Source organism: Mesorhizobium sp. M7A.F.Ca.US.005.03.2.1, assembly GCF_003997795.1.
In the GTDB taxonomy this organism is placed as follows: domain Bacteria; phylum Pseudomonadota; class Alphaproteobacteria; order Rhizobiales; family Rhizobiaceae; genus Mesorhizobium; species Mesorhizobium ciceri.
In genome coordinates this window covers 1-541 of record NZ_RZRP01001560.1, presented here as the reverse complement: position 1 = coordinate 541, position 541 = coordinate 1, and the positions used below count along the sequence as shown (strand labels likewise).

At 64.3% G+C, this 541-nt stretch carries 2 pseudogenes; both read left to right on the top strand.

The window, feature by feature from the left end:
• A pseudogene (locus EN991_RS39130) lies at window positions 1-230 on the top strand (MFS transporter); the annotation flags it as partial.
• A gap of 86 nt (window positions 231-316) precedes the next feature.
• Window positions 317-541: pseudogene (locus tag EN991_RS39125) on the top strand (succinylglutamate desuccinylase/aspartoacylase family protein); the annotation flags it as partial.

Genomic DNA, 541 nt, shown 5'->3' with positions numbered 1-541 from the left:
TCGAGGCGGCCTCCGAGGGACCGAACCTTGCCGCCACGCTGAACCAGGGCGCCTTCAATATCGGCAATGCCAGCGGCGCCTGGATAGGCGGCGTGGCCCTGTCCGCCGGTGTTTCCTATGCCAATTTGCCGCTGGTCGGCGCAGCACTCGCTCTTTTGGCGGTCACCGTCGCTGTGCTGTCGCAGGCGCTGGACCGGCGCGCGCCGGTCATCCCGCTTCCGGCTGAATAGTCTCTTGCGCCCATAGCGCGGCAGGCTGGACCAATCGACATCGGCGCCTTCAAATCGCATGTCTCTCGCTCCTGATGGAGGAAGTCATGCAGAAATCGATCGAACGCATCGCCGGGGAAAGCGAAGGGGTTTCCTACGAATTCCCGCTGTTCCGCTTCACTGGTTCCGACAAGGCTGCTCCTTCGGCCTATCTGCAGGCGGCACTCCATGCCGGCGAATTGCCGGGTGTCGTCGCCATCGACGCGCTGATGCCGATGCTTGCCAGGGCGGAGGCCGAAGGCCGCATCAAGGGCAACCTCACCATCGTGCCC